The 654-nt window shown below is 45.7% G+C and carries 1 protein-coding gene; it reads right to left on the bottom strand.

The features are described 5' to 3' along the window. On the bottom strand, positions 1 to 654 hold a 654-nt coding region (locus A3763_RS28015; RefSeq protein WP_197482734.1), incomplete at both ends, for a hypothetical protein.

The following is a 654-nucleotide window of genomic DNA, read 5'->3' on the forward strand; positions in this document are numbered from 1 at the left end:
ATGCTTATTCATATACAAAACATTGGTCTGGGTACGCCGCCCTGCTCCACCAAACATATAACCGTTGCCAACATAAATATCGTTCCAGCCATCATTATTCAAGTCTGCTATCTTGCTGTGCCAACTCCAATAACTTTCTGATACAGCCCAGTCTTCAGCAAGTTCTTGCCAGCCGCCCATCGAGGACATAGACAAGACATTGCGCTGAACACCCTTAGGGTATAGTGAATAGTTGATAGCTTGCTTTGGGGGAATTACTTTACTGGCAGCTCGGCATAAAGACTCAGCCACTTTGTTTTCCTGAGTCATGAGACTACAAATATCGTCTTGCCTTGATTGCCTGGCCAGTTGAATAAGCTGCGCCTGAAGACAGTCTTGTTTTCTCTTGCTCTCAGCCAAATATTGACAGGTACCAACTTGCCCAGATTTGACAGCCTGATCAAGTGAAAGCAAAGCTCTACACGCCTGTAAGTCTGCAATGCCAGCCTGCTGACAATAGTCCAAACCACCCTCTTGGCCAAAAGACATATCAACACTAAAGTAATCAATTAGCTGGTCTCGATTGAGGTCGCCACTGGCGATACTCATCGTGTTAAATGCACTGTAAGCTGGCAGGTTACTATCGGCTTTAGCTACTTGGAAACGCCCCGATTT

The organism is Oleiphilus sp. HI0128 (assembly GCF_001635365.1).